This is a genomic window from Kribbella soli (genome assembly GCF_004331345.1).
GTDB lineage: Bacteria > Actinomycetota > Actinomycetes > Propionibacteriales > Kribbellaceae > Kribbella > Kribbella soli.
Genome location: NZ_SJJZ01000002.1, coordinates 341,209 through 365,515, shown reverse-complemented (window position 1 = coordinate 365,515; position 24,307 = coordinate 341,209). Strand labels below are relative to the sequence as shown.

Sequence of the window (24,307 nt, the reverse complement as noted above, 5' to 3'; positions counted from 1 at the left end):
TCATTCGACGACGATCTCTACCGGGATGTTTCCGTGGGTGGCGCGGGAGTAGGGGCAGATGTTGTGGGCTGCTTCGATCAGTTGGCGGCCGGGTTCGCCGTGGAGGTGGTCGGGGAGTTCGATCCGGAGTACGGCGGCCAGGGTGAACCTCTGGCCGGTGGGGACGAGGCTGACCTCGGCGGTCACCGCAACGTCCTTGGCGTCGAGGTTCTGGGTCTGGCCGATGCGGTCCAGCACTGTGGAGAAGCAGGCGGCCCAGCCCGCGGCGAGCAGTTGTTCGGGGTTGAGGCCGTCGCCGGTGCCGCCGAGCTCCTTCGGGAGGGCGAGTTGGACGTCCAGTTGCCCGTCGGCGGTGACGGCGCGGGCGTCGCGTCCGGACGAGGTCGCGACGGCTGTGTAGGTGGGGTTCATCGTGGTTGTGTTCATGCGGACAACGATCCGGGGCGATGGGGGAGTGGCTCAATTACCTCCTTGTTAATGGATGCGCGGCGTGCGCCCGCCGTACGCTGATGTTGTGACCGTGCTGGAAGAGCCGCAGACCGCTGGGGAGTTGCTTCGCTTCTGGCGGACGCACCGGAGGCTGAGCCAGCTCGAGTTGGCGCTCGATTCCGAGGTGTCGACCAAGCACCTGAGCTTCGTGGAGACGGGCCGCGCGCAACCGAGCCGGCAACTGTTGCTCCATCTCGCGAACCATCTCGACCTGCCGCTGGCCGAACAGAACCGGCTGCTGCTCGCGGGTGGGTTCGCGCCGCGGTACCTCGACGAGCCGTACCACTCCGACGCGATGCTCCCGCTCCGCGAACCGCTGCACCAGCTCCTCGACGCGCACCTGCCGAACCCGGCGCTGATCGTCGACGGCCTCTGGAACCTCATCGACGCGAACGACGCCGCGTCGCTGCTCTGGGACGGCGTCGACCCCGAACTCCTGAAGCCGCCGATGAACATGCTGCGCCTGGCGCTCCACCCCGGCGGCCTCCCCAGCATCTCGTCCATGACCGCGGCGTGCAGCGTCCCGCTCATCCACCAACTCAAACGCAAGAGCCGCGACACCGCCGACAAACCGCTGGCGGACCTCCTCGAAGAACTCGAGCCCTACCTCCCCGACAAGCCGATCACGGGCCTGTCCCAACAGCCAATGGTCACCCTGGACCTCCAGACCCGCCTGGGCCCCGTCCGCCTCTTCACCCTGATAGCCACCCTCGGCGCCCCCTTGGAAGTAACAGCCGCCAACCTGGCCATCGAAACCTTCCTCCCCACAGACGCCATCAGCACCGAACGCCTACGCGCCCTGGCACAGTCCAAGACGCAATGACTGCCGCCCTGGACCAGGCCGTCCTGGACGCCGCCCGCGCCGCCCTCGTGGAACTCTGCGAGTCCGGCTCACCGGTCGTGCGCCCCGAAACCGTCGATGAGACCCTCGCAGTCGCCGTACGCCGCTGGCAGTCCTTCCACCGCCGCAACGACCGCAGTGCAGACGTCAACACCCGCACCAACGACCTGGCCAAAGGCCTCCTCAACACCTTCGAACCCGACCCGACCCTCGCCGGCCCCCTCAAAGCCGACTACCACCACCTCGCCGCAACCCTCGCGAACGTCTTCGCCACCGCGTAGTCCTGGGAGTCGTCGCCAATCGACCGCTTGCGACCAGGTCGCTCCCTTTCCGGAACTTCTTCGGCAGCAGATGACGGAAAAGTTCCGGAAAGCTACGGCTTGAACGTGCTGCCTGACGTCGCGAGCAGTTGGTGTGACCCCGTGCTGTGGATCCCCGAAGCCGCCCGACTGCTGCGGCCCGGCGGTCGACTCGTCTTCCTGCGCGACTCCGGATTCGCAGTCGACGAGCTGACCGAGTTCGTCGTATCGGCCGATGCTCGGTCGGACTACGGGTATGTCACCCCGGAGTGGGTCTCCACCTGGCCCAGCGTGGAGGTGTGGAAGGCGACGCGCGTCTAGTCCTGGGTGTGCTGCAGGAGCTGTTGGGATGACTCGAAGCCCAGGCGCTCGTACACCGGGACTGCCTTGCGGCCTGAGTGGACCGTCACGCGTAGGGCGCCAGCGCGTGACGCATGCTCCGTGGCAGCTTTCACGAGCGCCGAGCCGATGCCTCGGCCTCGCGCGTCGGGCATGACGAAGACGCTCTGGATGTCCGCGGACATCCGGCTGGTCGCCCCAGGTCTCGGAGGCCGCGGAACGAGCGCAACCCAGGCCATGCCGACGATCTCGGCCCGATCGAGCCGCGCGACGTATGCCACGTGCATGTCCTCGCGAGCGGCCCACCAATGCCCGAACTCGACTGCGAAAGCGTCGAACGCCCGCTCCTCCAGCTCCTCGTCACTGCTGTTCAACCACAGCAGCCGCGCGAGGCCCGCAACATCATCTGCATCAGCCTGACTGATCCGCACGACCCGAGTCTTTCACGGCACTGGACCCCCTGTCGGTCTCGAGCAGACGGAGCCAGATCTCGCTGATCGTCGGGTACGCCGGGACCGCGTGCCAGAGGCGATCCACCGGTACTTCACCGGCGATGGCGATCGTTGCCGCCTGCAGCAGTTCGGCGACGTCGGGGCCGACCGCGGTGAACCCGATCAGGATGTTGCGGTCGGCATCGACGACCATCCGCGCCTGCCCGCGGTAGTCGTCCGCATGCAGAGCCGCACCGGCGACCGCTCCGAGGTCGTAGTCGACGACCCGGATGTTCCTGCCGGCGGCCGCTGCGGCTTCGGCGGACAGGCCGACCGCGGCGACTTCGGGATCGGTGAAGATCACCTGCGTGGCGGCACGTTCGTCGGCCGTGACCGCGTGGCGCCCCCACGGACTCAGGTCGGGCTCCTCGCCACGCGCTCGTACGGCGATCGCGTCACCGAGAGCGCGACCCTGGTACTTGCCGTGATGGGTGAGGAGGACACGCTTGTTCACATCGCCAGCGGCGTACAGCCAACCATCGCCGACACGATCGCCGCCATCGTCGACAACGGCCAGGGCGTCATCGACACGCAGCCAGTCTCCCGGAGTGAGGCCGACGTGATCCAAGCCGAGGTCCTTCGTCTTGGGCGTCCGTCCCGTTGCGACGAGAACCTCGTCGGCTTCGACGGTCGCGCCGTCGGAGAGGGCCAGATACACGGCGCCGGAGTCCCGATGAGCCTCAGTGACCTCGACGTCCAGATGAAGCGACACACCCGCCGTACGGAGAGCGGTCGCCACCTGATCACTGGCGAACGGCTCCACTCCGGGCAGCAGCCGGCTCTGAGAAACGAGCGTCACCTGCGAGCCGAGCGCACTGAAGGCGGTGGCCATCTCGGAGCCGACGACTCCGCCACCGATGATGGCCAACCTCGTCGGGATGTTCTGTACGGCGGCTGCCTCGCGGCTCGTCCACGGTGCCACGTCGGCCAGCCCGCGGATGGGCGGCACGTGGGCGCTGCTGCCGGTGGCAATCACGACCGCGTGGCGTGCTTGCACGGTGGTCGTCGTACCGTCCGTTTGGGTGACAGTGACGGTACGGGTCCCGGTGATGCGTCCGTGTCCGCGGACGAGGTTGATCCCCGCATGGTTCAGCCACTCGACCTGGCCCGACTCGCTCCAGTTGGAGGCGAATCGGTCCCGCCGGGCGAGCACCGTGGCCGGGTCAAGGTCGCCGGTGACGGTTCGGCCGGCGGCCGGCAATGCGCGCGCGGCGCGTAGGGCCGCGGCGTCGCGGAGCAGGGCTTTGGTCGGCATGCAGGCCCAGTACGAGCACTCGCCGCCGACGAGTTCGTGTTCGACGATCGCGGCGGTCAGGCCGCCCTGCACCACTCGGTCCGCGACGTTCTCACCGACCGGTCCGGCGCCGATGATCACGACGTCGAAGAGCTTCTCCGTCATATCAGTTCACCTTCGCGGCAAGGCGCTGCAGACGGATCGCGGAGATCAGGAAGAAGATGCCGCCCAGGATCGCGTACCCGGCAACGCTGGTTAGCGAGGCCTTCGCACCACCGGCCATCACGATGAAGCTGCCGCCGGCGAGGACCGAGATTCCGCCGCTCAGGATCATCGCCCACTGACCACCGAGCCGGTAGCGCAGGATCGCGACGACCAGCTGGACGATGCCCGCGGTGATCGCCCAGGCGCCCCACACCCGCAGCACGCTCGGGATGCCGGACCCAGCCGCGACGGCCAGCCCGATGGCGGTGAGCAGGCTCAACACCATGTTGACGTAGAGCGGCGCCTTCGGGCGCGTCGTACCCGAGGAACGGAAGTCGACGACCGCCGCCGCGACGTCGAACAGCGGGTAGATCACCAAGAGAGCGGTTGCTCCCGGGTTGATCTTCTTGGCGATCGCCATCATCAGGACCGCCCAGACGATCGCGAACCCGAAGCGGACGTAGTACAGCGTGCGCAGGGCCTTCGTACTGTCGGCGGCGCCGGCCACCGGACCGGCAGTGGCTGCATAGGAACTGGACACCAGGTGCCTCTCATCAAGGTAGATAGAACGATCGGTACACCTGGAGCGTGCCGCAAGCTGTCTCCCGTTGTCAAGACCGATCGTTCTATCTGCTAATGTCGGAGTCGTTGACGAGTTCGGAAGGGGAGGCGGTATGTCGGAGGCACGGTCGCGACTGCTCAGCACGGCCACTGGGCTCTTCTACGTCGAAGGCATTCGCGCTGTCGGTGTCGACCGCGTCATCGCCGAGGCGCAGGTGACACGCGCGACGCTGTACCGGCATTTCCCGAGCAAGGACGACCTGATCGTCGCGTACCTGACAGAGGCCGACGACGCGATCCGGGCGCGGCTGAACGCCGCGCGAGCGCAGGACGCGAGCCCGGCCGACATCATTCGAGCTGTCAGCCGCTCGATCGCCGACGACATCCAGAGTCCCGGCTTCAGAGGCTGCGCGTTCCTCAATGCCGCCGCCGAGTACCCGGACCCGGCGTTCGCCGTGCACCAGGCGGTCCTCAAGCACCGGCAGTGGTTCCTGTGGACGATGGCTGAACTCTTCACTGGTCTCGGGAAGATCGATCCAGAACCCGCGGCCCGCCATTTCGTCATGCTCCGAGACGGCGCCATGGCCGCCGGCTGCCTGACCGACCCCAAGCCCGTCTGCGAAACCTTCCTCCGCGGAGTAGAAGGTCTCCTCACCTACCGCAGCCGCGAAGAACAAGGCCAAAAGGCTCTCGGATAGCGTCCTCGGGCCACTCTTAAGCCGGCTGTTAGGGTCGGCCGGGATGGATGGGGATCTTCAGGTCCCGCACTGGGTCGGTGCTGGTGGGCGACGCGAGGCGGCGGTGCGTTCGAGTCGTCCTGGCCACGTGACGATGCATGCCGTCTCCAGGTGAGTACGACAGCGTCGCCGGAAAGCACCGTACTGGTTGCTCTGGACAACGACCGCCTTCCGTCAGCTCGCCCACCGTCGAGCCCGCTGCCGCTGATCGAACTCGTCCACGGGGAGATCGACGCGTTCCTGGTCGAGCGCTACCACAAGTGGGATCACGCCCCGTGGATCTTGATCGTCGAAGAGGACGGCGGCCGTTTCACGGACCCCGCCGGCGGCAACTTGGGCGACCAGGGCGGCGGCCTGTACTCGAACGCCGGGCTCCACGACCATCTACTGTCCGCTCTGCGCTACCCATTGCATCCCTGACAGAGCACATCCGGCGTTACGGAACGAACCGTTCCGGGCGAAAGTCCGCGAGCATCTCGTCTCGCTTCCCAGCGACGATCTCCGACGCGAGCAACCGACCGATCACTGGTCCGAGTGTGATGCCGCTGTGGGATACGGCCTCGTAGTACCCCGGTACCGACGGAACGGCTCCCACCGAGGGGAATCCGTCGATCGGGATCGGCCGTTCGACGACCCGTGTCTGTGAGATGCGGGAGCTGCTCAGCTCGGGTACGACGGACCGGGCCGCTTGATGCAGCCGCCGGGCGAGCTCGGCAGGATCTTCGCCGGTGTCGATGAGCGCGTCGATCTCGCGACTGTGGAGGACCACCGAGTCCTTGCCGTCAGGGCGGATCTCGATGTGGGGCGCGTGCATGGCCCGGTGAACCGGGACCCGAGCACAGCTGAGCCGCGTGACGACGCCGGGTTCGCGTCGCATCGGCAAGCGCCGTGAGATGAGCCCGGCGATGTGGGCGGCGCTGGGGCCGGCCGCGTTCACGACGACGTCGACGTCGAGACGGGTCCCATCGGACAGCGCAACAGTCCGGATGCTGCCGTCGGCAACGATCTCACGGACAGCGGTGCCGAAGCGATGCTCAGCGCCGGATGCGACGGCGTGGCCGACCAAACGGCCGACGAGTTGACGTCCGTGCACCCAGGCTTCGTCGGGGTAGAACACGACAGGAGCCTCGTCGGGTATCGCGACCGCGGGTTCGAGGTGGCGGCGTACCTCGGCTCCTGTGTGCACCTCAACCCGGTAGTCCCAGTCGGCCAGCAGATCTGCTGTCTTCAGGAGCTGTGCCGGATCGTCTGCCCAGCGCAGGTGGCCGTTCGGGTACCACCATGAGTCTGGTCCGATGGCGTCGGCGAGTTCACGGTACGCAGCCATGCCCGCGACGTTCAGGTCGAAGTAGGACTTGCGTGCGGTCTTGTTGCTGGCGTTGACCCACGAGAACGACCAGTTCGTGACGCCTTCGCCCGGCTGGTCCGCGTCGATGAAGATCACCGTGGCGCCGAGCCGAGACAAGTTCCAGCCCACGCTGGCTCCGAGGATGCCCACTCCGATGACAGCGACCTTCATCGCCGACGCTCCGGCTCGTCCGCATCGCTCTTGTTCACAAGGGTTTTTGCCCAGCGATCAGCGTGGCCGCCGAGGAGGTTGTCGGCGAGCCACCCCACCGCAACGAGGAGGCCGATGGATCCGGCCGTGATGAGTACTGCGAGCAACATGTCATTAATCGTCGAGCGCATCGAAGCGCCGAGACAGTGGCAAGAATGCCGATCTCCGATAGATTCTGGTCATGCATCGGATAGCGGTCATCGCTGTGGACGGGATCCACAGCTTCGACCTGGCGATGCCGCTGCAGGTGTTCAGTACGGCGCATTCGCTGGAGAAGGCGCCGGGGGAGTTCTTCGGTCCGCGGCTCTACGACATACGGGTCTGTGGTGACGATCGCGACCTGCTCGTCGAGGGCGTCGGGGGAGTCGAGATGTACCGGTTCACCCCGCCGTACCCGTTGGTCGACGCGCTCGACGCGGACACCATCGTGGTCATCGGCGTACCCGGAGGCCGCGAACCACTGACCTCAGCGCTCGACCTGCTGCGCGAAGCACACCGGCGTGGCATCAGGATCGCCTCGATCAGCGCCGGCGGTGCCCGGGTGATGGCGGCGACCGGTTTGTTGGACGGCCGGCGGTTGGCGACGCACTGGTCGCGGGCGGACCTGCTTGCCGAGCGTTATCCGCAGGTCGTGGTCGACACCGACGTGCTCTACATCGACCACGGCGACGTACTCACGTCAGCCGGCGCGGCCAGCGGCATCGACATGTGCCTGCACATGATCCGGCAGGACTTCGGATCCGCGGTCGCCGCCGACGTCGCCAGGCACATGGTCGTGCCACCACAACGCGACGGCGGCCAGGCGCCGTACATCGCACACCCGGACCCGGGCGACGATCACGGATCACTCGAGCCGACGATGCGGTGGCTAAGGCAACAACTGGCAGAGCCGGTCACGTTGGCGGACATCGCGTCGTACGCCGGAACCAGCCCGCGCACCCTGAACCGCAGATTCCGCGAACAGACCGGCACCACGCCACTGCAATGGTTGCTGCGGCAACGAGTGCATCATGCACAGGAACTGCTGGAAACCACCGACCTGTCCGTCGAGGAAATCTCCAGACACTGCGGCTTCGGTACGTCGATCGCGATGCGCCAGCACTTCGCCAAACACATCAGAACCTCACCAATGACGTACCGCCGTACGTTCCGCGCCCGCAACGACGCTTGAGACCCGCTGCTGATGACGGAGCCCCGCCGCGGTGTGCGGCGGGGCTCCGTACCTGGACGACCTAGCGAGCGGTTGGCACCGGCTCGCGGTGGCCAGTGTCGATGGCGAGGTCACCGACGTAGTTGGCGCGCAGGGTGAAACGGTCCCGGCTGTTCGCCTTGACCCACTCTGCGGCCTTTGCGGCGGCCATGTCAGCGTGTGCCCGGGTCTCCCAGGTGCTGATGGAGACGAAGGCGTTGTTCTCGACCTGTGCAACCCCGTAGGACACGAACCCCTGGCTCTCCTTGAACAAGGGAACCATCTCGGCCTTCGCCTGGCCGACGACCTCGTCGAAGGTGCCGGTCTTGATGTCGTACAGAGCGACGCGCGTGCAGCGCATGGTGTGCCTTCCTGTGGTGGAGCGGCTCGCGTAAATCCGCGAACCAGTTCCACAACTGAACCTACGCTAGTAATCTAATACTGGCAATCCAGTTCCTAGATCTGTCCATCTAGTATGCTCTGTGTCATGGCCTGGGGTTTCCTGACGAACCACGCGCAAGCACTGCTGTGCATCGCGCACGATCCGGGCGTGCGGTTGCGGGAGATCGCGATCGCGCTCGGCATCACGGAGCGCGCCGCCTTCGGCATCGTCACCGATCTGGTGGACGCCGGATACGTGGTCAAAGACAAGAACGGCCGCCGCAACCGCTACGCGGTCCAGGTCGACAAACCGTTGCCGGAGGCCCTGCTCAATCGGCGAACGGTCGGCCAACTCGTAGACCTCCTCGCACACACCGAACTGGAGACGCACGACGACAGCTGACTCGCACCGAGGCCGAGGCGATCGCGCACCACGCAGAGCAACGGCGAGTTCAACCGGTCGAACCTCCTCCGTTGCCCACGCGGCTGCGGGTCCGGAAGCTGCCAGGGGTCAGGTGGGTCTGCCGACGGAAGTACGACGAGAAGTTCGACGCGTCATCGAATCCCAGTTCCTCGGCGATCTCGGACACCGACGCGTCACCGTGGCTCAGCCGGCGCTTGGCCTCGAGTACGACGCGTTCGTCGATCAGTTCCTTGGCGGACAGGCCGGTGTTCTGGCGGGCCAGGCGGTTGAGAGTACGGGCGGAGTACCCGAGCCGGTCGGCATACTCGCTGACTTTGTGCCAGCGGTGGAAGTGCTCCTCGATGTGGTCACGAAACCAAGTGAAGGCCTCGTGGGTCGGACCGGTCGACGTCACGTCTCCGGGCGTCTCGACCCGCGCCAGCTGGACGAGAAGGAGGGCGAGGCCATGCGCGAGCGCCGCCTCGTGCAGGGCGCTGCGTTCTGTCGCGGAGGGACCGATGCTGATGGTCAGCAACTCGACGACTCGGGGGACCGGCGAGGCCTCGAGGTCGCGAGCCGGCCAATGGCTCCGCGGGCGGACCGGCCGCGAGCGGATGAGGTCGCGGGTGTGATCGTCGATCGTGTGCGAGCCGAACATGACCACCGCCCCCTCGATGTCGTCGATCGCTCCCCACTGATGGACCTGTCCGGCGCGCACCCACAGGACGTCGCCCGCACGCAACGGATAGTCGGTGAAGTCGACGGTGTGTCCGGCGGTGCCGCTCTCGATGTGCATCAGCAAGTCGAAGTCGAGACGTTGCGGGGTGAGGAACTCGTGCGGCCCACCGCGGTCACGGATGCCGTTGATTGTGTTCACCTCGATGTCGCCAACGCTCGGGGCCGGAGGTAGGAACCGCACTCGCCGAATGGCGGAATGTCCCGTTTTCACCATTTGTCTACCCATCTTGACCGTGAGAATCGGTGCCGCCGAGCCTAACGTTACCGGCATGTCGAATCTTACGTACGCCGTCGTTGACGCAGCTGACTCATCGCTGAACAAGACCTCTGTACTGGTCACCGGAGAGTCCGAGGGCCTGGTGGTCGACGCCGCCTTCACCCGCGCCGACGGCCACCGGATCGTCGCTGAAGTGCTCGACTCGGGCAAACGGCTCACGACCGTGGTGGTGACCGCGGGCGACCCGGATTTCTACTTCGGTGCCGAGGTCATCGCCGACGCCTTCCCGGAGGCGGTCTTCCTGGCACCGGCCGATGTCATCGAACACATCCAGCACAGCTATGCCGGCAAGCTCCAGGCCTGGGCTCACCTCGGTCAGAACCTACCCACACGACTCGTCGACATCGCCGTCCTCGCCGACCCGACGCTCACGGTGGACGGGACGACGATCGAGGTACGCCGCGGTAGCGAGGTGCTCGGCGACCGGTCGTGGTACCTGTTCGAACCCGCATCACGGTCGCTGCTGGGCGGCGTACTCCTGTTCGAGGGCTTGCATGTCTGGACCGCCGACAGTGCTACCCCGGAGCTGCGGTCCGAGTGGATCCGAGTGCTGGACGACCTGTTGGCTCTCGATCCGGCGTACGTCGTTGCGGGTCACCGGATCGCCGGCGCGCCGACGGACCTGACCGCCATCACCCACACCCGCGAGTACCTCGAGCTCTTCGAGAAGACGATCGCCGCATCCGCAGACGCGGCCGAGGCCGAGGCCGCACTGCTGGCGGCCTATCCGGATGCCGGGCTGAAGATCGCCGCCGGCCTGGGCACGAAGGTCGCGAAGGGGGAGATGACGTGGGGCTGAACACGGAGCTCGCGCCGGCGGACGTCGTACGACGTCAATATCTCGCCTCCGCGGCGGGTGACCTCGAGGCGCTCCGCGCGACCCTGGCTCCGGACGTGGAATGGACGGAGATGGCCGGGTTCCCGCTGGCCGGCACCTACCGCACACCCGAGGGTGTGACCGCCAACGTGATGGAGAAGCTCGCCACGGAGTGGGAAAGCTGGGTCGCCCACGACGACACCTACGTCGTCGACGGTGAGAACGTCGTCGTCCTGGCTCGCTACACCGCGCACAACCGGGGAACCCGGAAACCCCTGGACGTGCGGGTGGCGCATCACTTCGTTGTCCGTGGCGGCCTCATCGTCAGGTTCGAGCAGTTCGTCGACACCGCCCTCGTCCGCGACGCCGCAACCTGAGGCCGCGACACCGGCGGTGCTCCGCGCGATGTCGGGGTGCGGTGACAACTTTGTCGGTCGCGGCGACGTCCCAAGTCAGTCGCACAGATGGTGCGAACCTGCCGACAGAAGGAGCGCTTGGGTGCCGAAGACCGATTACGACGAGTTCGCTGAGGCGTACTCCGCGGACAACGAGACCAATCTGCTCAACGGCCACTACGAACGGCCGGCGATGGTGAGCCTTGCTGGTGACGTGGACGGTCGTCGCATCCTCGACGTCGGGTGTGGCTCCGGTCCGCTGTCGGCGGCGCTCCGCGACAAGGGCGCGATCGTGTCCGGCTTCGACCTGAGCGCGGCGATGATCGAACTGGCCCACCGAAGGCTGGGGGAGGACGCCGACCTGACCGTCGCCGATCTGGCCAAGCCGCTCCCGTACGACGATGCCGCATTCGATGACGTCATGGCTTCTCTCGTCCTGCATTATCTGGAGGACTGGACCGAGCCGCTCGCAGAGCTCCGCCGGGTATTGAAGCCGGGCGGACGCCTGATCCTGTCGCTGAACCACCCGATCGCTTACACGGCGCTGAACCCCGACGCCGAGTACTTCGACGTCGCCGAGTACAGCTTCGATGCCGAGCACGCCGGCCGCACGGTCGTCTACACGATCTGGCACCGGCCGCTTCAGGCGATGTTCGACGCCTTCACGGCGGCAGGTTTCCGGATCTCGGTCCTCAGCGAGCCGCCGATCGACCCGGACACGCCCAGCGAGCTGCTTCCGCAGGAACTGAAGGATCTGAAGGACCTGCCGAGGTTCATCTGCTTCATCTTCTTCGTCCTCGAGGCGTGCTGACACGGGAGTAGTTCGGGTCGGCCTGCCGCGCCAGTCACGGTCGGAGCACCGCGGTGCCGGTAGGGTTTTGGCCGTGTCTGAAACCGACGTGCTTGTCCTGCGTCCGGCTGCGGGTCCGCGCCGCCAGGTCCTCACGATCGCCGGTGTGATCTCCGCGGTCCTGGTTATCGGCGGTGTCATGGCCGGAGGCCGGCCCGCCCTGATCACCTGCATCGGACTCGTTCTGTTGCTGGCCGCAACCATCGCCGTCTATCTGTGGCGCTCCCGGATCGTCGTCACTCCGGCGGGTATTTCGGCGCGCGGTCTGACGTTCCATCGCCGTCGTGATCGCGCGCTCGCCGCCTCGGTGATCCGGGCCACGGTCGTCCAGCCCGGAGCTGTTTCCGAAACCATCGTCGTACTCGACGCCGCCGGACACGCCCTGCTGAGCATCAACGGCGCTCTCTACGCGCCCGCCGATCTCGACCGGCTCGTTGCCCACCTCGGCCTGCCCACCGGCCGCCCGAACGGACCGGTCACCACAGCGCAACTGGCTCGCGAACGACCCGGCTCTGTGAGCTGGGCCGGACGGAACCTGATCGCGTTCACCTTCCTGTGCGCCCTCGGCTTCGCCGTTGCCGCCGTGGTCCTCGGAACCGTGATCGCAGCCCTGACTGACTGACGGTCAATCCGTTGCTAGCCGGACGGCGTTCAGGAGGCTCTGCAGGCTCTCCGGGTGGGCCATCTTCAGGTCCGCGAGTTCACTGGGCCGGAACCAGCGAAGATCGTCGTGCTCCTCGGGTGCGGCGTTGACTGGTTCTCCGTCCCAGCGCGTGATGAGGAACGCGTGTACGTCGAGGGTCGGGTCGCTGACCGTCATCGGGACGGCCTCAGGGTCGTGGACGTGGACACCGAGTTCTTCGAGGCATTCCCGGCTGACGGCCTGCTGAGGCAACTCGCCAGGCTCGACGTGTCCGCCGGCGGAGAAGCTCCAACTGTCGGGATACCACCGACGCGACGGATGCCGATGCACGAGAAGCACGAGACCGTCACGCACAAGAACAGCAACCGATATCGGAATCAGAGCGACCATGCAGGCACACTAGCCACGGCGTCCGACACTCACGGCTCCGGCGGCAGGCCGGATAGCGTCCGTGGCGTGACGCGAGATGAGGCACGGAACATGGTGGCTGCGCTGGCTGCTGGGCGGACACGATGGTTGGCGGACACTGTGTCGGCGCTGCGAGCCGAAGGAGTCTGGTTGGTTGGTTCACTCGGGTCCGGGAGGGGCGATGAGTGGAGTGATGTGGACATCATCGTTGTCGGCGGAGAGTGCCTGCTCAACGAGGCGCTCTTGACCCTTGAGATGCCGGGCAACGGACCTGTTGGCGGCGGGTATGTCGGGGCGATGTATGACATTGGGTCGCTCCCGCTGTGGGTTGACTGGTACCTGTGGCCGTCGGATGCGCCGGTGCCTCGAGAATCTCGGCTGCTGGCCGGTGCCGGGGTGGCTGGGAGCCTCGACCTGTCGGAGACGCTTGAGCTGGTGGGCCGAGGTCTGCCGGGGCCTGCGCCGGACCCGGATGTGTTCGCCCTCGCAATGCTGCCGTTGGCGGCGAAGCACATCGCTCGAGGCGACTTCGAGAAGGCCGCGGCGATGGCATCGATGCTAGACGCGCCCACGGACGTCGGACTCGGAGCCAGCCTGTCCGTCGTACTCTCGCAGATTGAAGGAAACGAGACAGCCGCAGCCGCGGTTCGCCGCTATCTGGAGGTTGTGGAGGCTATCGCCGGACCCGGTCCTTTGGGATAGCTCGTATCTGCAGGTTCTCTTAACTCCTATCGCGGGCCAAGGACCGTGGAAGTCATGGTTCAGCACTGCAGGGAGCCGTGCGCCGCCTACTGTCCGGCCAGCTCGGCCACGACCGGCGCGAGTGTGTCGGCGAAGTCGGCGCCGATGACGAAGTAGGAGAAGCCGATCTCCTCGCGACGTCGTTGGATTTCTCCGGCGGCTGCCGCGGGGTCACTCGGAAGGATGAGGAGCGAGTCGGCCGCGCGAAGCGCCGCGGTGTCGAGGGTGGGCGGCGCCATGAACGGAGCGACCCCGTCACCTACGACAGAGACGTGCTGGACGAGTTCGATGTCCCTGGTCCCAGCAAAGTCGCGTACCCGGTTCGTGGTTTCGACCCGATCATCCTCCGGTGAAAGTACGAACGTGACTGCGTCAGCGACTTCGAGCGCCAGCGCCTGCGACTTCGGTCCGCTCACTGCCATGACAACCGGCGTGTGCAGATCGGGGCCGTCGAACGTACGCAGGGTGGCCACGGTCTCGCGCATCCTGGCGCGACGCTCAGCGGGGGAGACGGCAGGCAGCCCCAGCTCGACCTCGATCCCGGGCCGGCCGGCGCCGATGCCCATTTCGAAGCGGCCTTCCGTGAGTACTGAGAGTGAGTGTGCCTCCCATGCCGTGCTCCATGGTTCGCGCAGCGCGGCGGCATAGACCCACGAGCCGATCCGCAGGTCAGTGAGCGCGGCCGCGGTTGCCAGCGTGGGGGCAAGTGCTGGTTGCCAGGTAGGAACGTCGGGCATCAGTAACGTTGAGTAACCGCTGTCGGCGATGCGGCGCACGCGGTCCCGCCACGTCGGCAGGTCAGAACCGATCGGCGCAACGACGCCGAACCGGAATGGTCTGGTTACTCGCCTGGCCTGGTCGTTCATCGTGGTTCTCCTCGAGTCTGGGACCTTGTTCGGTCCGGTTGCTCTATCCACGAACCCACCACCCAGAATCCGACAACCCGCCCAAGAACTCAGTCCAGCTCCAGGTGCGGGGTCGTGTAGAAGGTGGGTGCCCCGTCGGGCCCGAACTCGACGCCGGTGAACGGCGCGTGCTCCCCGAACGGCGACAGGATCCGGATCACCGTGCCATCGGGGTCCGGTACGTCGAGTTGCACTCCACCTCCCGGCCCACGGTCGAACAGCGGGCCGTGCTCCACGCCGAGTTCGTCGAAACGCTCGGCCAGCGCCTTCAATACGTCGACGGACGGCACACCGAGGCTGACGACGTCGAAGCCGGCCAACGACGGCTCGCCGGGCACGGTGTCGAGCCGCCGCAGACCGATGAGAAACCGCTCGGCGTCATCGGTCAGAACCGCGCCGGTGACGACGCCCGGCTCGCCGAACTCCCAGGCCAGCCGCAGCCCGAACACCCGCCGATACCAGTTGACACTGTGCTGGAGATCCGCCACCGGGATCTTCACCTGCAAGATCCGCTCGAAGCCCAGGTTCATTGCTATTCCCCTCGAAGTCGGCCTGCCCCGAGGATGACGGCCACCCGCCCGACTCGTCCACCGTGCCAACCTGGAGTCCTTCTGGCGGCATCCAGCGTTTGAGTGCTGGCCCGGTCGGGCGCCGGGGGAGGCCCATGGGCAGTCAGCTGGTTGTGAGCCAGGGGCCGACAGGATGCCGGGGCAGGGCTGAGCGCGGGTCATCGAGGATCGCCCTGGTCTGCGCCGCGTACTCTCGGCTTGCCCGCCAACATCCCTCCGGCGGGTGCAGGCCGTCGGCGAGTCGGGACCTCATCGCTTCGAGGGCGCCGCGCAGGGCTTCGATCACGGCCGCACCATGCCGGGCACGCCAGGTCCGTTCGACCTGAGTCACCCGCTCGGCGTAGGCGTGACGCTCCCGCAGCCCTGCCGGGGTCAAGGTGACAACCTTGCCGCGGCCTGTCTCGGCCGGACTTACAGTGATCATTCCCGACCTTTCCAGCACCCCGAGCGCCGGGACCACCGGCCGGCCGGTCACCCCGGTCCGCAAGGGCAGCTCCCGGACCCGGATCGGGTCGGCACTGAGGGCAGGCAGGAAGTTCGCGGCGATCGCCATCGGCAGCGGCGAATCCGTCTCAACCTCCCGTGCAAAGGCCTCCAGCGCGGCCGCAGGCGGATCAGCGATCGAACCTTCCGCGGCCGTTCCCGTGATTGCCGCCAGCGAGCTTCGCAGCTCACCCATCGCGTCCCGGCCGAAGCGTTCCGTCCACCGATCGTCCGTCGCCGCGATGATCGGCGGCCAGAGTTCCTTGGCGCGGCGACAGACAGCCTTCGGGACGAGCACCGAGGTGCCGCGCAGCCGGCGACTGCTGCCGTATCCGTCCCTCGACGGTTCCCGGATCGGCTCATCGGCCTCGAGCCGCACCTCGACGTACCCCCACCGCTCCACGCCGCCGATCATCGGGAACAGATCTTTCTCGGTCCAGCCCGTCCGCTCGAGCAGCGCGACGACCGTCGTTCCCGGATCGTCGACGTGGCGTAGCAGCGGCCAGAACACGACAGGCAGCTTGAACCCGGGGAATCCCGACCGCGCCAGTTGTCCCTCGAACTCGTTATCCAGCTCGATCCGGTACGCGATCAGCGCCTGCGCCAGCAAGGTCGACAAAGGAGGCTCCAGCTCCCGCCGCGAGTCGCGGCCGTCGTCACCGAGGGCCCCGTTGTTAGTCATACGGCGATGCTAGAAGCAGCCGCCGACAGCGGAGACCCCCGCTTGCTAGTCGTGGTCCGCGAAGGCGGGAAAGAGCCTCGGTGGGGGTTGGGTGGCGTCGGTCCAGCGCTCTGTCATGGCGTCGGCCAGTTCGCAGAACCAGCGCGCCAGGTCCGGCAGGGTGCCAGCACGATCGGTCAGCCGATTCAACACGCCGATCTGCTGGACAAGCTGTGCACGACGGCGCCAACTGTCGTGTGGGGTCTGGTCGGTTCGGGCGACCAGCGGAAGGCGGGTCACTCTGCTGGCGAGTGCTGCTGCCGCACCAACTGCGAGCATCTGGTCGTACCCGTGCAACGCGTCCGCAGCGAGGGAGGTTGCGAGCGTGTTGCGGTAGGCGTGGTCTGCGGCTTGGGTGATCGGTTCTGGTAGCACGGACCAGTTCGCGCTGTGGTGTGGGAAGGGGTAGTGCAGGAACGAGGCGTCGAAACCGATGTGCCCGAAACCAGAGCCTTCGAAGTCGACCAACAGGATGCCTCGGTCAGTGACCAGGGCGTTCGTCGGGTTGAGGTCGTTGTGCACCAAGGCGGCGTACTGGCCTGGTGCGTCCAGTTGTGAGCGGACGAAGGCGACGTCGTCCCGCGCGGTGCGGGCGTCTGGGAATCCCAGCTCTGCGCAGGCCTGTTCGACGAGGTGCCATCGGCGGGTGCCTCCTGTTCCGGCTCGCTCGCCTGTGGTGACGTCGGCGGAGCCGAACTCTGCCAGTGCCAGGTCGTGTTCGATGCGACGGTCCAGTGTGGTGGCGTGGAGCCGCCCTATGGTTTCCGCAAAGTTCACCATCGCGGTGGCTGCCCGCTCGGGGTCGTTGCCGAGCAGCACTGTCTCCAGGTTTGGCCACGTCCCGAGGTCTGACTGGACGACGACGCCGGCTTGGTCGTCGGTCAGGATCACACGTGCAGCCACGTCGCTGAGGACTGCGGTGCGCAGCCCGGCGGCCTCTCGCCGCAGATAGGCCGGTCCGCCGTGGCCTTCGCCTTCCACTCGCCTGGTTTTGACGATGACCGTTCGTCCTGGACCTCCAGCCGGATCGCTGCCCAGGCCGGACAGGTCACGGTCGAACACCAGCCGAGTGACAGGTGCCCAGTCGTGACCGACCTGCTGCGCATCGACGATCACGGGTCGCCGCCCACAGATGGACGTGAGTCCGTCCAGTACGGCGTTTTGTCGCTCGATCGTCAACGGGTAGCGCATACCGGACCTCTCGGGATGTCTTTTCGCGGCTGAGAGTGGGCCAGGGGAGGGGTTGTCAGTCGCCGGATGCACAGGCGATGCAGGTGCGGACCATCGGACGCGCCTGGAGCCGCTCGTTCGAGATCGGTTGGCCGCAGCGCTCACACGTTGTGTAGGTTCCGGCCGTAAGGCGTGCCAGTGCGGCATCGATCTCCGTGAGGGCCTTCCGGGCCTGCTCGGCCAGTGCGCCGAGCTGGGACCGCTCGAAGGCGATCGTTGAACCCTCGGGATCGTGTTCGTCGTCGGCATTGCTGTCGCGCGAGGCAGCCACGACTCTGTCGAAGTCCTCGGTCAGGTTCGCCAAGCGGTCGATCGTCTTTTGCCGCTCACGCTCGAGTTGAGCGCGCGGATCGTCCATCCATCAATTCTGAACCAGAGGATCCTTCTCGCACCAACCGAGCCGTCAGTTGATCAGTCAGCATCTCCCGGCTGACCGGCCGGGGTGTGCTGGTTCTCGCGGTGACCGTGCAGGGAGCCGGCGTGGGCCTTGGCGGTGGGGTCGTTGCGGGTCTTGATCAGGCTGGCGACCACGACGATCGTCAGGATGCCGATGATGACACCGAGGCTGATCGCGGTGGACACCTCCGGGATCCGGTCGTCGATGTCGACGTGAGCCCAGTGCAGGATCAGCTTGACGCCGATGAAGGCGAGGATGACGGCGAGCCCGGCGGACAGATAGACGAGCCGGTCCAGCAGCCCCTTGACCAGGAAGAACAGCGCCCGCAGGCCGAGCAGCGCGAACGCGTTGGCGGCGAACACGATGAACGCCTCCTCGGTGACGCCGAACACCGCCGGGATCGAGTCGAGCGCGAAGAGCAGATCGACCCCGCCGATCGCGACCAGTACGACGAACAGCGGCGTGACCACCTTGCGGCCGCCGACCCGTGCGGTCAGCTTGCCGCCGACGTAGTCGTCGCTGACCGGCAGCACCCGGCGCGCGGTCTTCACGATGACGTTGTTCTCGACATCGGGATCCTCGGCGCGATGCCGGAACAACTGCACGGCCGTGTAGAGCAACAGCAGGCCGAACAACAGGAACATGAACGAGAACAGCGACAGCAACGTCGCACCGAGCGCGATGAAGATCGCCCGCATCACCAGCGCCAGCACGATGCCGAACGTCAGCACCTTGTGCTGGTGCTCCTCGGGTACGGCGAACGTGGTCATGATGATCACGAACACGAACAGGTTGTCGACCGACAGGCTCTTCTCGACGATGTAGCCGGCGAAGTACTCCGCCCCGAACTCACCGCCGTACGCGCTCAGGAACCACAGGCCGAACGCGATCGCCACCAGGACGTAGAAGACCGACCAGGCGGCGGCCTCGCGGAACCCGACCCGGTGCGGCCGGAGCGCGGCGATCAGCAGGTCAGCGGCCAGCAGGACGACGATCAGGCCGATGGTGACGGCCCAGGTGACGGCACTGATCTCGAGCACGCACTCCTCCAGTTGTTGAGGGCAACCATCTGTTACCGAGCCTAACGACTGAAAACCCGGCTTGACGGGCTTCTTGTCACAACGTTGTCGAAGACCGGGGGAGTCGGTCGGACCGCAGGGAGCACCCACTAATATCGCCAGTGGGGCAGTGACACCCATCCGCACCACCAAACAGACGCTGGAATCGGCACAGGTGAGGGGGACGGCTATGTACGCAGTCGTCGGTGTATGGGAAATGGATCGAGCTAGGGATGAGGCACAACAGTCTGCCTTGGAAGGGATCGTTGCCGGCGTGAGCCAGTTGCCCGGCCTGACGAAGGGCTATTGGAGCGACTACGAGGACCCGGCGCGGTCACACACGTTCATCGTCTTCTCCGAACTCGATGCGGCCGTGGCCTTCGCGGACAGTGTTCGTGGCAACGCCGAGAACCAGACCCGCTCCGGAGTTCGAAACATCAGCCTGGACATCGTGGCAGTCAAAGCCACGACCTGAACTCTCCGGCGTGCACCCCCCCCCCCGTTGAGTAACTGGTAGTAGGCGGCGTAGGTGGTCGCGGCGATGAGAGGGCGCAAGCCTCCTGCGAGCAACCGCGCGGTCCGGCCAGGGACTGTGAGCCCGTTGTCTATACCTTGCTCGCCACCACCATGTAGTTCTCGGCCTCAGGGTTGTACGTGCTGCTTTCCGTCCGGAGTCCGACCTGGTGCAACTCGGCTGCGAGTTCGTCGTATCGGTAGGGCCAGCACGACAGCAGTTCCGAGCGGACAAGCACCGACCCAGCCGCATCAACTTGCGCGACCGCAATCTCGATGTGGTGCTCCTCCTCCCAATGTGACGCAATCTCCCAGCGATAGACCACGACGGCATTGCGGCCGTTCCGGCGGACAAGACGGTCGCTGATGTCCAGCCGGGAACCTCTGGCCCTCACGAGTTCCCAGGTGCGGGAGGTGAGTACCAAGCGCCCGCCACGGCGCAGAAGCCGTGACATCGACTCCAGAGCAGCAACCCTGCCTCTCGCGCCCACGGCATGGTGCAGCGAGTTGCCAACGCAGAACACCATGTCGAAGGTGCCGTCATCGAAATGGTCGGGCAACTCTTGCCAGTCCGCCCGCAATGTCCGGACAGGTGCCCTGAATTCCTCAGACAACTCCGCAGTCCGACGAACCATCGCTTCGCTGGCGTCAGTTGCGACCACCTGCATGCCAAGACCGGCGAGGCCGACCGCCAACTGTCCGGTTCCGCACGAACAATCGAGGACGTGAGCGTTCGGCGGCAGGAGACTGAGGACGTCGTCGAACGACGCAGCGAACTCGGCCGGGGTCAGCTTTGCATCCGAGATGAGCCACTCGTACACCTCGGCAAGCGCGTTGTAGCTCGTCACAACTACTACCTCCGACACGGGGCAGACTCACGGTCGGACATCAGTACATCAGCGGAGCAAGTCGGTTCACCAATGGTTTGCAAGGGCATCCCGCTCTGCGTGCGGTGCCGCACGCTACTGCCGCAACTCGCGAATCGCGTCGTCCGGCGTGCGAGCATCTGCGCGAGCGGTTGAACTTCTATGACATGTACGGGGAGCTCGCGCTATACGCGCACCACCCCCAGCCTGAAATACGCGCAGCGGCGCAGGACCGCATCGCTCGCCTCCTTTCCGGCCATAACCATCTAGACGGACTCGTCTGGTAGTAGTCGCCGGTGGCCAGGGTGGCGATGCGTGCGGCGGCACCAGATTCCGAACACCGGCGCCACGCTCGTTGTGGGTACGGTCGGTGGATCGATAGCCCTACCCGAGCTCCCGTGGGTTAACTGGCAGGGACAGGAGTTGATGTGCCGGGAGTGAGCGGGCGCGAGGGATCGCGGGACCATCATCTGGGGGTGTAGGGCAGCAACGGCTTCTCAACGGTTAGGAGGTTTTCGATCGGGCCTAGCCAGCTCGACGGGACGAGGAGCTTGTAGGTAGGCGAGTGAGAGACGACGCTCGACACGCGGAGGTCGGCGATCAAGCTGAGGAGGGCGTTGGCCCGCTCGAAGCCGAGTTGCTGGGTGAACCCGAGGTGGTGGACGGCGTCGGAGATTGCTTGGGTGTAGGCGTCTCTCTCGGTGAAGCGGCTGCAGAGGTGGATGATCGCATCGGGGGTGCGGACGATGGGACGGTGCGGGGAAGTGGCGGGGATCACCTCGACGGTGAGGTCGCACCAGGAGGCGATCTCAATGCCCTGGCCGCTGATTTCGCCATCGCCCATTGCGGCGTGCGCGTCGCCGATGACGAACCGGCCGGACCCGATGTCGTCGTGGAGATAGAGGGTCGAGCCGGGGGCGAACTCCTTGGTGTCGAGATTGCCGCCGTGGTCCCAGGGGTCGGCGATCAGTTCGGGCCGGACCAGACCGAGCCAGCCGAGCATCGGGGCAACTGGTACGACGTGTTGGCCGTCGAGGATCACCTGATCGCCGCGGAGTTCGGCGCGGCCGGCGTATTCCTGGTCCGCGGACTCGCGGAGGACGCCGCCCACGGCTCCCAGGGTTTGGTGGTGGTGGCGAAGCCGTAATGACCGACTGCGTCCAGTTCAAGAGCGTGGAGGTGGAAGGCGAGGGTGTCGCCAGGGCTTACGCCCTCGACGCGGAGTGGGCCGGTCAGGAAGGGGTAGTCCGAACCGGGCCAGGTGCGGATCCGGGTTCTTCGACCGGGCTGAAGAATCGCGGCGTCCGGGAGATCGTGGCAGGCCAGATCGACGGGCGGCGCAGCGATGGGGTCCATCACGGCACTGTAGGACCGTCGAAGTGATGACACAGGCGATTATCAGATCGAGCGTGCTGGTGGTTGCGTGGGTTAGCTGGTATCGGCGGGTGTTGGAGTAACGGGAGTTGGCACCGTTGGGGGCCTGCCCGTGATGTCCGAGGAGCCGCTCCTTCGGTGGGGTCGTAGCCTCGTTCCTCATGACAGAGCCAACTCAGGCAGTCCGCATTCGAGACGCAGCGCCCGGCGACGGCGATGCGCTTGCGGAGTTGCATGCCCGGTCGAGGGCTGTGTACTACGGTGCCGGCGGCCATGACGTCGCAGCGGTTCCTGACGAGGAGTACCGGGAGACGTGGCGCAAGATGGTGGTGGATTCTCGACTCGCCGTCCTGGTGGCTGTCTTGGGCGATGACATCGTCGGTGTGATCACGCTGGATGCCAACGGAGCGTTTCCGACCAATGCGCCTCACGAGACGCGCGTCCGGCTCGTCGGGATCTTCGTCGAGCCAGGCCGGTGGTCGAGCGGCGTTGGTAGCGCCCTGATGGGACGCTTCGTCTCCATCGCACGCCAGGCTGATGCTGTGGGCGAGGTGGATGTCTGGGAGCGGAACTCTCGTGCCATCCGGTTCTACGAGCGACATGGCTGGACCCGGGACGGAACTTCGCGTCCGGGGCCAGCTGGGGTGGACTACGTCGGCTTCGTACACCTGCCATGACCGGGCGTCTTCCGCGCCGATAATGGACATTATGTCAACTAGAAGTCTGCGTATTGCATCAGATGAATCAGGTGCGTAGCCGAAGACCACTACCCCGCACAACGCCACCTACGGGGCTCCTGCCACCGCGCGACCCACACCTGGCACGGTTCGAACACTGGATCCCTGCGAAGCTCGACGGGCTGCCCGACGAGGTCCGCCAGCCCGTCCAGCACTTCGCCACCTGGCATCACCTGCGCCGCATTAGGGCCAAGGCCGCCGCCGGTCACCCGACCCAGAGTCCGGTGCACTCGGCCAAGCAGGAGATCACCGAGACCGTCAGGTTCCTCGTCTGGCTCCACGAGACGTATCAGCGGACCGCAGCCACCTGCACCCAGCCTGACATCGACGAGTGGCTCGCGACCGGCCCGACCACGAGGACCGCGATCCGCACCTTCTTCGTCGTTGCCAAGATGTCCCGGCTCAACACTGAGCAGCCCGCACCAGCCCATCACTGACGCAGGATCAACGGCTGGCATGGATCCGCGAGCTACTCACCGGCACCAGCGAGTCCCTCCCCTACCGGGTGGGCGGAATGCTGCTTCTGCTCTACGCCCAGCCACTCGTCAAGATCGTCACCCTCGAGTTGCGCGTCGTCGACGACCGATCAGATGGCATGAGCATCACGCTCGGCCAACGACCAACCGAGGTGCCCGCGCCGTTCGCTCAACTCCTGCGCGACCACATCGCGCGCCGCCCGAACCTGCGCACCGGCTCCGGGCCAGACAGTCCCTGGCTGTTCCCCAGCACCCTCGCCGGACGACACCTCCACCCCAACACCGTGATGGACCGGCTCCGTGACCTCGGCGTCAACCTGCTCGGGGCGCGCAACCGAGCGATCGGCGAACTCGTGCTCGAGGCTCCGCCGTCAATCGTTGCCGACGCACTCGGCTACAGCGCCAAGGTCGCATTCCTGCACGCTGACAAGGCCGCCGAGCCATGGGCCCGCTACGCCGGCCGGCAGATTGACGGGCCTTGATCGGAGCGGTCGAGGCCACGGTCGATGAGCGTTGCTGGACGGACTACTTGCCCCGCGGCGGTCAGACGGCGGTGCCGGCGAATGGCGCTCAGCTGTCGCGTTCGGCGCTGACGATCAGGAAGTTCGGCAGTGCGACGTAGGACTCGATCGCCTCGATTCCGCTGTCTCGTGCGACCTGTGGATCAAGTCTCGGTTCGCACAGTTCAGTCACGCGACACCCGAGACCGACGACCTCGTTGATGTAGGCAGACAGCGGGCGGTGGAAGTCGGGTGCATGGCCCTGTGGCATCTCGTACTCATCCAGGTACCGATCAAGCTGGTAATGTCCGTGATCCCGCCACGTTGGGTAGAGATTCTCAAACGCCGGATGGGTGATCGAGAACACGAACCGGCCGCCCGGCTTCAGTGCGCCGACGCACGCCGCCATCGCCGACTGCCAGGCGGGTATGGCGAGCAGCACCATGCTGCAGACCACCGCATCGAACGGCTGACCAACCTCCGGCAACGTCGAGAGATCAGCCTGCACGAACCTGATGCCCTGACGCCGCTCCTGCTCGATCTTCTGAGCGCGCGCCAGCAGCGCGGCAGCCGGCTCCACACCAACGACCTCAGCTCCGCCTTCGGCCAACAGCCGGCTCAAATAGCCTTCGCCACTGCCTGCATCGAGGACTTTCCGACCATCGACGGGCCCCAGCATCCGGAGCAGGTTCCCATTCATCAAGTGGCGCTTGGGAAAGTCGCCCTGATCGTCGTACGCCTCAATCGCGTCAGTCGGCATCGCCGACCACGCTGCGATCGCCTGTGAGTTACTGATCGTGGACATGTGGACACACCTCTCCGACGACAGATGGGCAGGGACAGCCATGTAACCTACCGCCCCGCCAGCCAGCTCTGCATGCGG

At 66.2% G+C, this 24,307-nt stretch carries 35 protein-coding genes; 16 read left to right on the top strand and 19 right to left on the bottom strand.

Annotated elements, in window-relative coordinates; all coding sequences use genetic code 11:
- Positions 1-426 carry an Ohr family peroxiredoxin gene (locus tag E0H45_RS15970; protein ID WP_238155032.1) on the bottom strand — a complete coding sequence of 142 codons (426 nt, stop codon included), beginning with the start codon at positions 424-426 and terminating at the stop codon, positions 1-3.
- Between the two features lie 88 nt (positions 427-514).
- Here E0H45_RS15970 and E0H45_RS15965 point away from each other — a divergent pair, with 88 nt between their 5' ends.
- The 3 genes from E0H45_RS15965 (at position 515) to E0H45_RS42880 (ending at position 1,950) form a co-directional block, all read left to right on the top strand.
- Positions 515-1,312, top strand: a complete 798-nt coding sequence (locus E0H45_RS15965) for a helix-turn-helix domain-containing protein (protein ID WP_238155031.1) — start codon at positions 515-517, stop codon at positions 1,310-1,312.
- On the top strand, positions 1,309-1,611 hold the full coding sequence (locus tag E0H45_RS15960; RefSeq protein WP_131338123.1) for a hypothetical protein: 303 nt from the start codon (positions 1,309-1,311) through the stop codon (positions 1,609-1,611). Before E0H45_RS15965 ends, E0H45_RS15960 begins: the two co-directional genes overlap by 4 nt.
- A 105-nt stretch (positions 1,612-1,716) precedes the next feature.
- Entirely contained in the window at positions 1,717-1,950 is a 234-nt protein-coding gene (locus E0H45_RS42880) for a hypothetical protein (protein ID WP_202872360.1), read from the top strand.
- Here the strand turns inward: E0H45_RS42880 and E0H45_RS15950 are convergent.
- From E0H45_RS15950 to E0H45_RS15940, 3 genes are read right to left on the bottom strand one after another with little or no spacing between them, the layout of a single operon-like run.
- Entirely contained in the window at positions 1,947-2,399 is a 453-nt protein-coding gene (locus E0H45_RS15950) for a GNAT family N-acetyltransferase (RefSeq protein WP_131338122.1), read from the bottom strand. The genes E0H45_RS42880 and E0H45_RS15950 overlap by 4 nt on opposite strands.
- Positions 2,380-3,858, bottom strand: coding sequence for a dihydrolipoyl dehydrogenase family protein (locus E0H45_RS15945; protein ID WP_131338121.1), 1,479 nt, complete (start codon positions 3,856-3,858; stop codon positions 2,380-2,382). Before E0H45_RS15945 ends, E0H45_RS15950 begins: the two co-directional genes overlap by 20 nt.
- 1 nt (position 3,859) lies before the next feature.
- Positions 3,860-4,438: a hypothetical protein gene (locus E0H45_RS15940; RefSeq protein ID WP_131338120.1), complete on the bottom strand. Its 579-nt coding sequence runs from the start codon at positions 4,436-4,438 to the stop codon at positions 3,860-3,862.
- 133 nt (positions 4,439-4,571) lie between these two features.
- Between E0H45_RS15940 and E0H45_RS15935 the strand changes: the two genes are divergently transcribed.
- Positions 4,572-5,156 carry a TetR/AcrR family transcriptional regulator gene (locus E0H45_RS15935; RefSeq protein WP_131338119.1) on the top strand — a complete coding sequence of 195 codons (585 nt, stop codon included), beginning with the start codon at positions 4,572-4,574 and terminating at the stop codon, positions 5,154-5,156.
- 69 nt (positions 5,157-5,225) lie between these two features.
- Positions 5,226-5,615 carry an inositol monophosphatase family protein gene (locus E0H45_RS15930; protein ID WP_131338118.1) on the top strand — a complete coding sequence of 130 codons (390 nt, stop codon included), beginning with the start codon at positions 5,226-5,228 and terminating at the stop codon, positions 5,613-5,615.
- 16 nt (positions 5,616-5,631) lie between these two features.
- On the opposite strand, the gene E0H45_RS15925 is transcribed toward E0H45_RS15930, so the two are convergent.
- Together E0H45_RS15925 and E0H45_RS42470 are read right to left on the bottom strand one after the other, a co-directional pair.
- Positions 5,632-6,714 (bottom strand): NAD(P)/FAD-dependent oxidoreductase, encoded by a 1,083-nt coding sequence (locus E0H45_RS15925; RefSeq protein WP_131338117.1) that lies wholly within the window; start codon positions 6,712-6,714, stop codon positions 5,632-5,634.
- Positions 6,711-6,863 (bottom strand): hypothetical protein, encoded by a 153-nt coding sequence (locus E0H45_RS42470; RefSeq protein ID WP_165546484.1) that lies wholly within the window; start codon positions 6,861-6,863, stop codon positions 6,711-6,713. Before E0H45_RS42470 ends, E0H45_RS15925 begins: the two co-directional genes overlap by 4 nt.
- A 71-nt stretch (positions 6,864-6,934) precedes the next feature.
- Here E0H45_RS42470 and E0H45_RS15920 point away from each other — a divergent pair, with 71 nt between their 5' ends.
- Positions 6,935-7,924 carry a GlxA family transcriptional regulator gene (locus tag E0H45_RS15920; protein ID WP_131338116.1) on the top strand — a complete coding sequence of 330 codons (990 nt, stop codon included), beginning with the start codon at positions 6,935-6,937 and terminating at the stop codon, positions 7,922-7,924.
- A gap of 61 nt (positions 7,925-7,985) precedes the next feature.
- Here the strand turns inward: E0H45_RS15920 and E0H45_RS15915 are convergent, their stop codons facing one another.
- The gene (locus tag E0H45_RS15915; RefSeq protein ID WP_131338115.1) at positions 7,986-8,303 is read right to left on the bottom strand and encodes an antibiotic biosynthesis monooxygenase; all 318 of its coding nucleotides are present in this window, start codon (positions 8,301-8,303) and stop codon (positions 7,986-7,988) included.
- 126 nt (positions 8,304-8,429) lie between these two features.
- Here E0H45_RS15915 and E0H45_RS15910 point away from each other — a divergent pair, with 126 nt between their 5' ends.
- On the top strand, positions 8,430-8,726 hold the full coding sequence (locus E0H45_RS15910; RefSeq protein WP_202872359.1) for a helix-turn-helix transcriptional regulator: 297 nt from the start codon (positions 8,430-8,432) through the stop codon (positions 8,724-8,726).
- A 49-nt stretch (positions 8,727-8,775) separates the two neighbouring features.
- Here E0H45_RS15910 and E0H45_RS15905 read toward each other — a convergent pair whose 3' ends face one another.
- Positions 8,776-9,603 carry a helix-turn-helix domain-containing protein gene (locus tag E0H45_RS15905; protein WP_202872358.1) on the bottom strand — a complete coding sequence of 276 codons (828 nt, stop codon included), beginning with the start codon at positions 9,601-9,603 and terminating at the stop codon, positions 8,776-8,778.
- A 130-nt stretch (positions 9,604-9,733) separates the two neighbouring features.
- Between E0H45_RS15905 and E0H45_RS15900 the strand changes: the two genes are divergently transcribed.
- The 4 genes from E0H45_RS15900 (at position 9,734) to E0H45_RS15885 (ending at position 12,425) form a co-directional block, all read left to right on the top strand.
- Positions 9,734-10,540: an MBL fold metallo-hydrolase gene (locus E0H45_RS15900; RefSeq protein WP_131338112.1), complete on the top strand. Its 807-nt coding sequence runs from the start codon at positions 9,734-9,736 to the stop codon at positions 10,538-10,540.
- Complete coding sequence (locus E0H45_RS15895) at positions 10,531-10,935, top strand: nuclear transport factor 2 family protein (RefSeq protein WP_131338111.1); 405 nt, start codon at positions 10,531-10,533, stop codon at positions 10,933-10,935. The genes E0H45_RS15900 and E0H45_RS15895 overlap by 10 nt, the downstream gene beginning before the upstream one ends.
- 121 nt (positions 10,936-11,056) lie before the next feature.
- Positions 11,057-11,764 (top strand): class I SAM-dependent methyltransferase, encoded by a 708-nt coding sequence (locus E0H45_RS15890; protein WP_238155030.1) that lies wholly within the window; start codon positions 11,057-11,059, stop codon positions 11,762-11,764.
- Between the two features lie 73 nt (positions 11,765-11,837).
- On the top strand, positions 11,838-12,425 hold the full coding sequence (locus E0H45_RS15885) for a hypothetical protein (protein WP_131338109.1): 588 nt from the start codon (positions 11,838-11,840) through the stop codon (positions 12,423-12,425).
- 3 nt (positions 12,426-12,428) lie between these two features.
- On the opposite strand, the gene E0H45_RS15880 is transcribed toward E0H45_RS15885, so the two are convergent.
- Complete coding sequence (locus tag E0H45_RS15880) at positions 12,429-12,836, bottom strand: NUDIX domain-containing protein (protein WP_131338108.1); 408 nt, start codon at positions 12,834-12,836, stop codon at positions 12,429-12,431.
- Between the two features lie 213 nt (positions 12,837-13,049).
- On the opposite strand from E0H45_RS15880, the gene E0H45_RS15875 reads away from it, so the two are divergent.
- The gene (locus E0H45_RS15875; RefSeq protein ID WP_131338107.1) at positions 13,050-13,556 is read left to right on the top strand and encodes a hypothetical protein; all 507 of its coding nucleotides are present in this window, start codon (positions 13,050-13,052) and stop codon (positions 13,554-13,556) included.
- Between the two features lie 86 nt (positions 13,557-13,642).
- On the opposite strand, the gene E0H45_RS15870 is transcribed toward E0H45_RS15875, so the two are convergent.
- The 6 genes from E0H45_RS15870 to E0H45_RS15845 form a co-directional block, all read right to left on the bottom strand.
- The gene (locus tag E0H45_RS15870; RefSeq protein WP_131338106.1) at positions 13,643-14,461 is read right to left on the bottom strand and encodes an LLM class flavin-dependent oxidoreductase; all 819 of its coding nucleotides are present in this window, start codon (positions 14,459-14,461) and stop codon (positions 13,643-13,645) included.
- Positions 14,462-14,550: 89 nt separating this feature from the next.
- Entirely contained in the window at positions 14,551-15,030 is a 480-nt protein-coding gene (locus tag E0H45_RS15865; RefSeq protein WP_165546483.1) for a VOC family protein, read from the bottom strand.
- Positions 15,031-15,172: 142 nt separating this feature from the next.
- Positions 15,173-16,234: a MarR family winged helix-turn-helix transcriptional regulator gene (locus E0H45_RS15860; RefSeq protein ID WP_131338104.1), complete on the bottom strand. Its 1,062-nt coding sequence runs from the start codon at positions 16,232-16,234 to the stop codon at positions 15,173-15,175.
- Between the two features lie 45 nt (positions 16,235-16,279).
- Complete coding sequence (locus E0H45_RS15855) at positions 16,280-17,464, bottom strand: phosphotransferase (protein WP_131338103.1); 1,185 nt, start codon at positions 17,462-17,464, stop codon at positions 16,280-16,282.
- 55 nt (positions 17,465-17,519) lie between these two features.
- Positions 17,520-17,861 (bottom strand): TraR/DksA family transcriptional regulator, encoded by a 342-nt coding sequence (locus E0H45_RS15850; RefSeq protein ID WP_131338102.1) that lies wholly within the window; start codon positions 17,859-17,861, stop codon positions 17,520-17,522.
- Positions 17,862-17,914: 53 nt separating this feature from the next.
- The gene (locus tag E0H45_RS15845) at positions 17,915-18,940 is read right to left on the bottom strand and encodes a TerC/Alx family metal homeostasis membrane protein (RefSeq protein WP_131338101.1); all 1,026 of its coding nucleotides are present in this window, start codon (positions 18,938-18,940) and stop codon (positions 17,915-17,917) included.
- Between the two features lie 292 nt (positions 18,941-19,232).
- Between E0H45_RS15845 and E0H45_RS15840 the strand changes: the two genes are divergently transcribed.
- Complete coding sequence (locus E0H45_RS15840) at positions 19,233-19,433, top strand: hypothetical protein (protein ID WP_131338100.1); 201 nt, start codon at positions 19,233-19,235, stop codon at positions 19,431-19,433.
- 130 nt (positions 19,434-19,563) lie between these two features.
- On the opposite strand, the gene E0H45_RS15835 is transcribed toward E0H45_RS15840, so the two are convergent.
- From E0H45_RS15835 to E0H45_RS15820, 3 genes are all read right to left on the bottom strand, one after another.
- Complete coding sequence (locus E0H45_RS15835) at positions 19,564-20,319, bottom strand: class I SAM-dependent methyltransferase (RefSeq protein WP_131338099.1); 756 nt, start codon at positions 20,317-20,319, stop codon at positions 19,564-19,566.
- Between the two features lie 484 nt (positions 20,320-20,803).
- Positions 20,804-21,448, bottom strand: coding sequence for an acetamidase/formamidase family protein (locus tag E0H45_RS15825; RefSeq protein WP_131338098.1), 645 nt, complete (start codon positions 21,446-21,448; stop codon positions 20,804-20,806).
- Positions 21,376-21,693: a hypothetical protein gene (locus tag E0H45_RS15820; RefSeq protein WP_131338097.1), complete on the bottom strand. Its 318-nt coding sequence runs from the start codon at positions 21,691-21,693 to the stop codon at positions 21,376-21,378. Before E0H45_RS15820 ends, E0H45_RS15825 begins: the two co-directional genes overlap by 73 nt.
- A 179-nt stretch (positions 21,694-21,872) precedes the next feature.
- Between E0H45_RS15820 and E0H45_RS15815 the strand changes: the two genes are divergently transcribed.
- From E0H45_RS15815 to E0H45_RS42870, 3 genes are all read left to right on the top strand, one after another.
- Complete coding sequence (locus E0H45_RS15815; RefSeq protein WP_131338096.1) at positions 21,873-22,388, top strand: GNAT family N-acetyltransferase; 516 nt, start codon at positions 21,873-21,875, stop codon at positions 22,386-22,388.
- A gap of 71 nt (positions 22,389-22,459) precedes the next feature.
- Positions 22,460-22,885 (top strand): hypothetical protein, encoded by a 426-nt coding sequence (locus tag E0H45_RS42875; protein ID WP_202872357.1) that lies wholly within the window; start codon positions 22,460-22,462, stop codon positions 22,883-22,885.
- Between the two features lie 77 nt (positions 22,886-22,962).
- Positions 22,963-23,406, top strand: coding sequence for a hypothetical protein (locus E0H45_RS42870; protein ID WP_202872356.1), 444 nt, complete (start codon positions 22,963-22,965; stop codon positions 23,404-23,406).
- 88 nt (positions 23,407-23,494) lie between these two features.
- On the opposite strand, the gene E0H45_RS15805 is transcribed toward E0H45_RS42870, so the two are convergent.
- Positions 23,495-24,229: a class I SAM-dependent methyltransferase gene (locus tag E0H45_RS15805; protein ID WP_131338095.1), complete on the bottom strand. Its 735-nt coding sequence runs from the start codon at positions 24,227-24,229 to the stop codon at positions 23,495-23,497.
- Positions 24,230-24,307: the final 78 nt, after the last annotated feature.

What these genes read in the sequence shown, in the direction of transcription:
- E0H45_RS15870 (WP_131338106.1), bottom strand. Translation starts at nt 14,461, where the DNA reads ATGAACGACCAGGCCAGGCGAGTAACCAGACCATTCCGGTTCGGCGTC.
- E0H45_RS15910 (WP_202872359.1), top strand. Translation starts at nt 8,430, where the DNA reads ATGGCCTGGGGTTTCCTGACGAACCACGCGCAAGCACTGCTGTGCATC.
- E0H45_RS15820 (WP_131338097.1), bottom strand. Translation starts at nt 21,693, where the DNA reads ATGGACCCCATCGCTGCGCCGCCCGTCGATCTGGCCTGCCACGATCTC.
- E0H45_RS15900 (WP_131338112.1), top strand. Translation starts at nt 9,734, where the DNA reads ATGTCGAATCTTACGTACGCCGTCGTTGACGCAGCTGACTCATCGCTG.
- E0H45_RS15915 (WP_131338115.1), bottom strand. Translation starts at nt 8,303, where the DNA reads ATGCGCTGCACGCGCGTCGCTCTGTACGACATCAAGACCGGCACCTTC.
- E0H45_RS42470 (WP_165546484.1), bottom strand. Translation starts at nt 6,863, where the DNA reads ATGTTGCTCGCAGTACTCATCACGGCCGGATCCATCGGCCTCCTCGTT.
- E0H45_RS15815 (WP_131338096.1), top strand. Translation starts at nt 21,873, where the DNA reads ATGACAGAGCCAACTCAGGCAGTCCGCATTCGAGACGCAGCGCCCGGC.
- E0H45_RS15925 (WP_131338117.1), bottom strand. Translation starts at nt 6,714, where the DNA reads ATGAAGGTCGCTGTCATCGGAGTGGGCATCCTCGGAGCCAGCGTGGGC.
- E0H45_RS42870 (WP_202872356.1), top strand. Translation starts at nt 22,963, where the DNA reads ATGCTGCTTCTGCTCTACGCCCAGCCACTCGTCAAGATCGTCACCCTC.
- E0H45_RS15935 (WP_131338119.1), top strand. Translation starts at nt 4,572, where the DNA reads ATGTCGGAGGCACGGTCGCGACTGCTCAGCACGGCCACTGGGCTCTTC.
- E0H45_RS15855 (WP_131338103.1), bottom strand. Translation starts at nt 17,464, where the DNA reads ATGCGCTACCCGTTGACGATCGAGCGACAAAACGCCGTACTGGACGGA.
- E0H45_RS15945 (WP_131338121.1), bottom strand. Translation starts at nt 3,858, where the DNA reads ATGACGGAGAAGCTCTTCGACGTCGTGATCATCGGCGCCGGACCGGTC.
- E0H45_RS15960 (WP_131338123.1), top strand. Translation starts at nt 1,309, where the DNA reads ATGACTGCCGCCCTGGACCAGGCCGTCCTGGACGCCGCCCGCGCCGCC.
- E0H45_RS15805 (WP_131338095.1), bottom strand. Translation starts at nt 24,229, where the DNA reads ATGTCCACGATCAGTAACTCACAGGCGATCGCAGCGTGGTCGGCGATG.
- E0H45_RS15865 (WP_165546483.1), bottom strand. Translation starts at nt 15,030, where the DNA reads ATGAACCTGGGCTTCGAGCGGATCTTGCAGGTGAAGATCCCGGTGGCG.
- E0H45_RS15970 (WP_238155032.1), bottom strand. Translation starts at nt 426, where the DNA reads ATGAACACAACCACGATGAACCCCACCTACACAGCCGTCGCGACCTCG.
- E0H45_RS15860 (WP_131338104.1), bottom strand. Translation starts at nt 16,234, where the DNA reads ATGACTAACAACGGGGCCCTCGGTGACGACGGCCGCGACTCGCGGCGG.
- E0H45_RS15920 (WP_131338116.1), top strand. Translation starts at nt 6,935, where the DNA reads ATGCATCGGATAGCGGTCATCGCTGTGGACGGGATCCACAGCTTCGAC.
- E0H45_RS15850 (WP_131338102.1), bottom strand. Translation starts at nt 17,861, where the DNA reads ATGGACGATCCGCGCGCTCAACTCGAGCGTGAGCGGCAAAAGACGATC.
- E0H45_RS15880 (WP_131338108.1), bottom strand. Translation starts at nt 12,836, where the DNA reads ATGGTCGCTCTGATTCCGATATCGGTTGCTGTTCTTGTGCGTGACGGT.